Raw genomic sequence first — 7969 nt, forward strand, 5'->3', positions numbered from 1 at the left:
CCCCCTGCCGGTGGATCGGCTGCTCAGCGGCCGGCTGAAACTGGACGACATCAACGAAGGTTTCGACCGCCTGCACGATGGCAGTGCGGTCCGTCAGGTGATTGAATTTTGAGGAGTGACAGCAGCATGGCCGATTCAAACTTCCTGTCGACGCTCGACGATCCCTCGCTGTTTCGCGAGGCCAACTACATCGATGGTCAATGGCTGGCGATTGGTGAAGGTCGCAGCATCAACGTCATCAACCCGGCCACCGGCAATGTACTGGGGCGCGTGCCTTCACTGGGGGCGAGCGAAACCGCGCGAGCCATTGCCGCCGCCAGGCGCGCACAACCGGCGTGGCGTGCGCTCACCGCCAAGGAGCGTGCGGCAAAGCTGCGGCACTTGTTCGAATTGATGATCACCCACCGCGAAGACCTCGCGCGGATCATGACCGCGGAACAAGGCAAACCGTTGGCCGAGAGTCGCGGCGAGATCACCTACGCCGCGTCGTTCATCGAGTGGTTCGCGGAGGAGGGCAAGCGTGTTTACGGCGACACCATCGCTTCGCACTCGCCGAACAGCCGCATCATCGTGCAGAAAGAACCCATCGGCGTGTTTGCCGCGATTACCCCGTGGAATTTCCCGTCTGCGATGATCACCCGCAAGGCAGGGCCAGGCTGGGCGGCGGGGTGCACCGGTGTGTTGCGCCCGGCCAGCCAGACGCCGTTTTCGGCGATCGCGATTGCCGTGCTGGCCGAACGTGCCGGCCTGCCTGCCGGCGTGTGCAACGTGATCACCGGACCGGGCAGTGAAATCGGTGGCGAGCTGACCTCCAACCCGGATGTGCGCAAACTGTCGTTTACCGGCAGCACCGAGGTCGGCGCAACACTCTTGGCCCAATGCGCACCCACGATCAAAAAGACCAGCATGGAACTCGGTGGCAACGCGCCCTTCATCGTGTTCGACGACGCCGATCTCGATGCGGCAGTGCAGGGGGCGCTGGCGTCCAAGTACCGCAACGCCGGGCAGACCTGCGTCTGCGCCAATCGCTTGTTGGTGCAGGACGGCATCTATGAGGCGTTTGCGGCCAAGCTGAAAACTGCCGTCGAAGCGCTCAAAATTGGCGACGGCTTTGAAGACGGCGTGACGATCGGTCCGTTGATCGACGACAACGCGGTGCGCAAGGCCGAGGAGCACGTCGCCGATGCCGTCGAGCGCGGCGCGTCGGTGTTGACCGGTGGCGAGCGTCATCCGCTGGGGGGCAGTTTCTACCGGCCGACGATCCTGGTGAATGTGCCGCGCGAATCGAAGGTGTTTCGTGAGGAAACCTTCGGCCCGGTGGCGCCGTTGTTCCGTTTCAGCACCGAGGCGCAAGCCATCGAAATGGCCAACGACACCGAGTTTGGTTTGGCCGCGTATTTCTACAGCCGCGATATCGGCCGGATCATGCGCGTGGCTGAGGCGCTGGAGTGCGGCATTGTCGGGATCAACGAAGGGTTGATTTCTACGGAAGTGGCGCCGTTCGGTGGCGTCAAATCGTCGGGACTTGGCCGTGAGGGTTCCAAGTACGGCATCGAGGATTATCTTGAGATCAAATACCTATGTCTGGGAGGAATTAATCGCTGATAGTTTCGGGGGGATGGCCGCCAGGTCATCTCCTTATTTATTGAAAGTTAATTACCCCTGCCTGCTTTTAATCTTCTTGTTATTAATCCTGTCTCAATAATTGGCAATCGCCCAATCATCAGTGAATGCGCTTCACAAGTCATTGTCCCGTGGTGTCGGATCGGTGCGATGGTGCTTGTGTGATCCTCGTGTTAGAGCGTTCGTTCGTGTCTTTTAGTCAATATTGTTTTCGTATTCCTGCGGTTTATCTTCGGTGGGTGGTGCTGGAAAATCCTTTCCATCCTGATCACTACCGAGATTTTCCATCATGACTTATTTCAAAAAAATCGTTGCCTTGTTTGCCACCGTGGCTGCTCTTTCTGGATCTTTCGCAGTTCATGCAGAAGAGTCGGGTGCTTTTGTCGAACGCAATAAAACACTGGATGAGCGCGCTGTCGGAAGTTGATTAAACCAGTTCTGGATAAATGAACTGATGTTTTAGTTTTACCCACTTCGGAGAGCACAAAAGTGAACTTGCACACCACGGGGAAACCGGCAGCATCCCCAGTCAAATCAAAGGTAATAAAAGGCGCGGCGTTGTCCGCGATCAGCCTTGCGCTGGTGGCTGCCTTGAGCGGATGCGGTCCGGAAAAGGCCAGCAGCGCGCCGGCGGCACCGAGCGTTACGGTCAGTCAGCCGGCCAAGTCGGTGATCACCGACTGGGACAGTTTTACCGGGCGCTTCGAGGCCACCGATTCGGTGGAAGTTCGTTCGCGGGTCAGCGGCTATCTGGAGAAAGTCGCGTTTCAGGATGGGGCCATCGTCAAGAAGGGCGATTTGTTGTTCGTGATTGACTCGCGCTCGTTCCAGGCCGCCGTGATCCAGGCGCAAGGCAAGCTGGCGCAGGTACGCTCGCAACTGGCCCTCGCCGAGCAGGAGTTCGCCCGCGCCAACGTCTTGATCGAGTCCAAAACCATCGCCCGCAGCCTCTACGACCAGCGCTTGCAAGCGCGTCAGGCGGCACAGGCCGAAGTCCTCAGTGCCGAAGGCGCGTTGAGCGCAGCGAAGCTGGACCTGGAATTCACCCGCATCACCGCGCCCATGAGCGGGCGGATCAGCCGCAAGCTGATCAGTGAAGGCAACCTGGTCAATGGCGGCAACAGCAGCGCCACGTTGCTGACCACCATCGTCTCGATTGACCCGATTGATATCTACTTTGATATCGATGAACAGAGCTACCTCAAATACCGTCGCCAGGCGAACGCCGCCGGTAAACAGAGTCAGGTGCGCATTGCCTTGCCCGGCGAAGCCGAGCCGAGCATGACCGGACGCATGGACTTCATCGACAACCGCCTCGATCCATCGACCGGGACCTTGCGGCAGCGAGCCAGGGTCAGCAATCAGAACCTGCAACTGAGCCCCGGGCAATTTGGCCGGGTGCAGTTCTCCAGTCAGGCACCGTACCCGGCGCTCCTTCTGCCGGACACTGCGATCAGCGTCGATGCGACCCGCAAAGTCGTCTACGTGCTGAATGCGCAGAACAAGGTCGAAGTGCGCCCGGTGACGCTCGGCAAACTGCATGACGGTTTGCGCGAAATCGCCAGCGGATTGCAGGCGCAGGACCGGGTGATTGTCGATGGCCTGCAACGCGTGCGGGCCGGTGATACGGCCATGGCCGAGGATCGCTCGCTGGCCCAGGCCGCGAAAACCACGGGCAACGAGGAGGCGCCGTTATGAGCCTGGGCCGTACATCCATCGAACAGCCGGTATTGGCGATTGTGCTGTCGATCGTCCTGATGATTATCGGTGGCCTGGCCTATCTGGTCTTGCCGACTTCCGAGTACCCGGACATCGCGCCGCCCACCGTGGTGGTCACCGCGACCTATCCCGGTGCCTCGGCGCAAACGGTCGCCGAGACCCTGGCAATCCCGATTGAGCAGGAGGTCAACGGCGTTGAAGACATGCTCTACATGTACAGCCAGGCGACCTCCGATGGCAGCCTCAACCTGACCGTGACCTTCAAGAGCGGCACCGATGTCGACAAGGCCCAGGTGCTGGTGCAGAACCGTGTGGCGCTGGCCACGCCGCGCTTGCCGGAGCCGGTGCAGCGCAGTGGCGTGACGGTGCGCAAATCGTCGCCGACGCAGTTGTCGACGATTTTCATCTCCTCGCCCAAGGGTACTTACGATCAGCTGTACGTCTCCAACTTCGCGATCCGCAACGTCGCCGATGTGCTCAAGCGTATCGACGGTGTCGGCGACATCAACCCGCTCGGCGCACGCGAATACTCGATGCGCATCTGGCTCGATCCGGAGCGTGTGGCGGCGTTCAACCTGACACCTGCCGACATCATCGCGGCCGTGCGTTCGCAAAACACCCAGATGGCCGGTGGGGTGATCGCCCAGCCGCCAGTGGCGTCCCAGGCGTTTCAGCCGAACCTGATCTTCGAGGGGCGCCTGAAAGAGCCGGCCGACTTCGACAACATCGTTCTCAAGTCCGGAACTGCCGGGCGTCTGGTGCGGCTCAAGGATGTGGCGCGCACGGAAATCGCCGGGCTGGCGTACGTCAACAACACCTATTACTTGCGCAACCCGGCCATCGGCCTGCAAGTGCTGCAACGTCCGGGCGCCAACGCCCTGGCGACGATGAAAGTGGTCGAAGAGACGATGGAGAAAATCGGCAAGGACTTCCCGGAGGGCATCGAATACAGCATCGGTTACAACCCGACGGCGTTCATTGCCGACAGCATCGGCGAGCTGGGCAAGACCATTTACGAGGCGGTCATCCTCGTGGTGCTGGTGATCATGGTTTTCCTGCAAGGCTGGCGGCCGTCGATCATTCCGATCCTGGCCATTCCGGTGTCGCTGGTGGGCACCTTCGCGGTCATGGCAATGCTCGGTTATTCGATCAACAACCTGACCCTCTTCGGGCTGGTGTTGGCCGTGGGCATCGTGGTCGACAACGCCATCGTGGTGGTGGAAAACGTCGAGCGGCATCTGGCCGATGGCAAGAGTCCGCTGGAAGCGACCATCGTCACCATGCAGGAAATCGGCGGTGCGTTGATCGCCATTACCCTGGTGTTGTGTGCGGTGTTCATTCCGACCGCGTTCATTCCGGGGATCTCGGGTGAGTTCTTCCGCCAGTTCGGGATCACGATTGCGGTGGCCACCGCGATCTCGCTGTTCAACTCGGTCACGTTGTCTCCCGCCCTGGCGGCGATGATCCTGCGCCGGCATGAACCACAAGCGCATCACGCCGCAAAAACAGGCGTGCTCAAACGGTCGGCCGATGGCTTCAACCGTGGCTTCCTGAAACTCTCTTCGAGTTATGCCGGCAGCGTACGCGGCCTGGTGGCCAGAACACCGTTGATGCTGGCGATCTACGCGGTGCTGATCGCCGCGACCGCATACCTGTTGGTGTCGACGCCCAAGGGTTTCATCCCGGTTCAGGATCGCGGCTACCTGGTGGTCATCGTGCAACTGCCCGATGGTGCATCGCTGGAGCGCACCAACCAAATCTCGCAGCAGATCGAGGCAATTGCCCTGCAGGTGCCGGGAGTGGATCGCGTACCGACGTTCTCCGGGTTTTCGATGGTGACCGGCACCAGTTCCTCGAACTCGGCCGGTCTGGCGCCGGTGTTCCAGCCGTGGTCCGAGCGCAAGGTCCATGGGCTTACCTCGGACAGGATTGCCGAAGACTTGCGTGAGCGTTTGAAAGTGGTCAGCGGTGCGACGGTGATTGTTGCCACGCCACCGCCGGTTCAAGGCTTGGGCAGCACCGGTGGTTTCTCCATGCGTTTGCAGGACACTGCCGGGCTGGGCACCGAAGCCCTGGCCAAAGCGACCGATAACCTGATTGCTGCCGCCAACGCCACCCAAGGCATGACCGGCGTGTACTCGCCGTTCTCGGCCCGCACGCCGCAGGTGTTCGTTGAACTGGACCGTGAACGGGCAGAAATGCTCGGCGTACCGAGCAGCCAGATCAACCAGGCCATCGAAACCTACTTTGGTTCGTCGTACATCAACGACTTCAACCTCGTCGGGCGGACTTATCGCGTAACGGCGCAGGCTGACCTGCCGTACCGCGTCACGCCGGAGGATCTGGCACGGGTCAAGGTGCGTAACGATGCCGGTCAGATGGTGCCGATTGCCAGCGTGACACGTCTGCATGAAGCGCTGGGTGTGGAGCGATTCCCGCGCTACAACCTGTTCCCGACCGCGGAAATCAACGGTGATACGTTGCCGGGGCTGGGCTCCGAGTTCGGGATCAAGACTATGGAGCGCCTGGCTCAAGAGACGCTGCCGGCGGGTATCACTTATCAGTGGACCGACCTCAGCTACCAGCAGACCACGGCCGGCAACATGGGGTTGTTGGTGTTCCCGCTGTGCGTGATTTTCGTCTACCTGGTGCTGGCGGCGCAGTACGGCAGCTGGAGCCTGCCGCTGGCGATCCTGTTGATCGTGCCGATGTGCTTGCTGGCAGCTGCCGGAGGCGTACGGCTGATGGGGCTCGACATCAACATCCTGACCCAGATCGGTTTCATCGTGCTGGTGGGACTGGCGGCGAAGAACGCGATTTTGATCGTCGAAGTGGCGCGTCAGCAGGAGAAGGAAGGGCAGGGCATTGTCGATGCCGTGGTTGAGGCGTGTCGTCTGCGCTTGCGGCCGATCCTGATGACCTCTCTGGCTTTCGTGCTGGGTGTGTTGCCGCTGGTGATGTCCGAAGGCGCGGGTTCCGAAATGCGCCAGGCCGTGGGTTCGGCGGTGTTCTTCGGGATGATCGGCGTCACGTTGTTTGGTCTGTTGTTCACCCCGGTCTTTTATGTGCTGATCCGCCGCCTCGCGGGTGGCGAGCGTCGCGCCAAGGCTCAATCCATTCATTCTGAACAGGGCGTGGCCCATGAATAACTTGCTTCGTGCTCCAGGCCTGATGCTCGGAGCGGCGCTGTTGAGCGCCTGTGCTTCGCCGGTAATGCCACCGCCGTCCGACGTGCCGGTCGAGCGTTTCGTCAACGCGCAAACGGCGCGTCCGGCGAGCGTTACCGACAACTGGTGGACGCGTTATCAGGACCCGCTGCTGGACCGTCTGGTCGAGCGCGCCCTGGGACAAAACCTTGACCTGCAGATTGCCCTGGCGCGTATCGATGCCGGGCGCGCGCTGCGCAACATCAGCGCGGCGTCGGGCAGCCCACAGGTCGATCTCGGGGCAAGCGCGGCGCGTCAGCGGATCTCGGCCGATCAGGCCGGTTTCACGGATTCGCTGATCACCGAGCCGACCTCGGTCGGGTTGAGTGCTGCCTGGGAAATCGATATGTTCGGACGCATCCGCGAAGGCGTGCGGGCTGCCGACGCGGACCTCAACGCGACCGAGGAAGAGGCGCGGGGTGTGCGGGTAGCGTTGATCACTGAGGTGGTCCAGGCCTATGCCGAGGCGCGCGGCCTGGAGGAACGCCTGGCGATCGTCAAGCAAAGTGCTGCCAGTCAGGCGCAGACCTTGCAACTGACCGAGCAGTTGTATGCGGCCGGGGACACGCCGGAGGCGGATGTGTTGCGTGCACGTTCGCAGTCGGACTCTACCGCTGCTCAGGTGCCGGCGCTGCAATTGAACTGGCAGCGTTCGCTGCATCGGTTGTCGGTGCTGCTGGCCCAGCCGACCGAGGGTTTGTATCAGCAGTTCAGGGACAGTCCGGTGCAGGTTTCCACGGTGTCGTTGCTGGAGGCCGGAACCCCGGCGGATCTGTTGCGCCGCCGGCCTGATATCCGTGCTGCGGAAGCTCGCTTGATCGCGGCCTATGCGCGGGTCGGCGTGGCCAAGGCGGATCTGTTGCCGCGCTTGAGTCTGTCAGCTGCACTGGGGTCTTTGATTGATGGTGTGAGCGCGGCGAACCTGGCCAGTTCGACGTTCTGGCTCGCGGGTTTGAATGCCAGCGTGCCGGTGCTCGATGGTGGCCGTCGACGTAATGTGGTTGATTTGCGGGACGCGGAAGCGCGGCAGGCGTTGTTGAGTTATCGGCGCACTGTGCTGGTGGCGGTGTCCGAGGTGGAGTCGGCACTGGCTGCTGCGCAACGTAATGCCGAGCGCCAGACGTTTCTGGCCAGTGCGGCGAGTCAGGCCAGTTCGGCTGCCGTGCAGATTCAACGGGCGTGGCAGGCGGGGGAGACGCCGTTTCTGGATGTGCTGCAGGCGCAGCGGGTGCAGTTGGCGGCGCAGAATGCGTTGTCCCAGGTCAAGACGGCGCAGTGGCAGAATCAGGCGACGTTGGTGAATGTGTTGGGGGGGTAGGGGGATGGTGTACATATCCGTTTCTTCGGTAACGGCCGCTTGTGGTTTCGCCCTTACGGCGAGTCCCTTTTCCAAACGCCGAAAAGGAACCAAAAGGCTTTGC

5 protein-coding genes are annotated in these 7969 nt (G+C 61.4%); all 5 read left to right on the forward strand.

Going from position 1 to position 7969, the window contains the following annotated elements; genetic code table 11:
* Positions 1-126 precede the first annotated feature (126 nt).
* The gene (gabD, locus tag PMI32_RS04700; protein ID WP_008033504.1) at positions 127-1605 is read left to right on the forward strand and encodes an NADP-dependent succinate-semialdehyde dehydrogenase; all 1479 of its coding nucleotides are present in this window, start codon (positions 127-129) and stop codon (positions 1603-1605) included.
* A gap of 307 nt (positions 1606-1912) precedes the next feature.
* On the forward strand, positions 1913-2050 hold the full coding sequence (locus PMI32_RS30460) for a hypothetical protein (protein ID WP_177318895.1): 138 nt from the start codon (positions 1913-1915) through the stop codon (positions 2048-2050).
* Between the two features lie 131 nt (positions 2051-2181).
* Entirely contained in the window at positions 2182-3321 is a 1140-nt protein-coding gene (locus PMI32_RS04695) for an efflux RND transporter periplasmic adaptor subunit (RefSeq protein ID WP_238541044.1), read from the forward strand.
* Positions 3318-6491, forward strand: a complete 3174-nt coding sequence (locus PMI32_RS04690) for an efflux RND transporter permease subunit (protein WP_008033512.1) — start codon at positions 3318-3320, stop codon at positions 6489-6491. The genes PMI32_RS04695 and PMI32_RS04690 overlap by 4 nt, the downstream gene beginning before the upstream one ends.
* Complete coding sequence (locus tag PMI32_RS04685; protein ID WP_008033513.1) at positions 6484-7866, forward strand: efflux transporter outer membrane subunit; 1383 nt, start codon at positions 6484-6486, stop codon at positions 7864-7866. Before PMI32_RS04690 ends, PMI32_RS04685 begins: the two co-directional genes overlap by 8 nt.
* Positions 7867-7969 lie beyond the last annotated feature (103 nt).

Origin of the sequence: Pseudomonas sp. GM60 (assembly GCF_000282415.1) — a bacterium.
Lineage (GTDB): Bacteria > Pseudomonadota > Gammaproteobacteria > Pseudomonadales > Pseudomonadaceae > Aquipseudomonas > Aquipseudomonas migulae.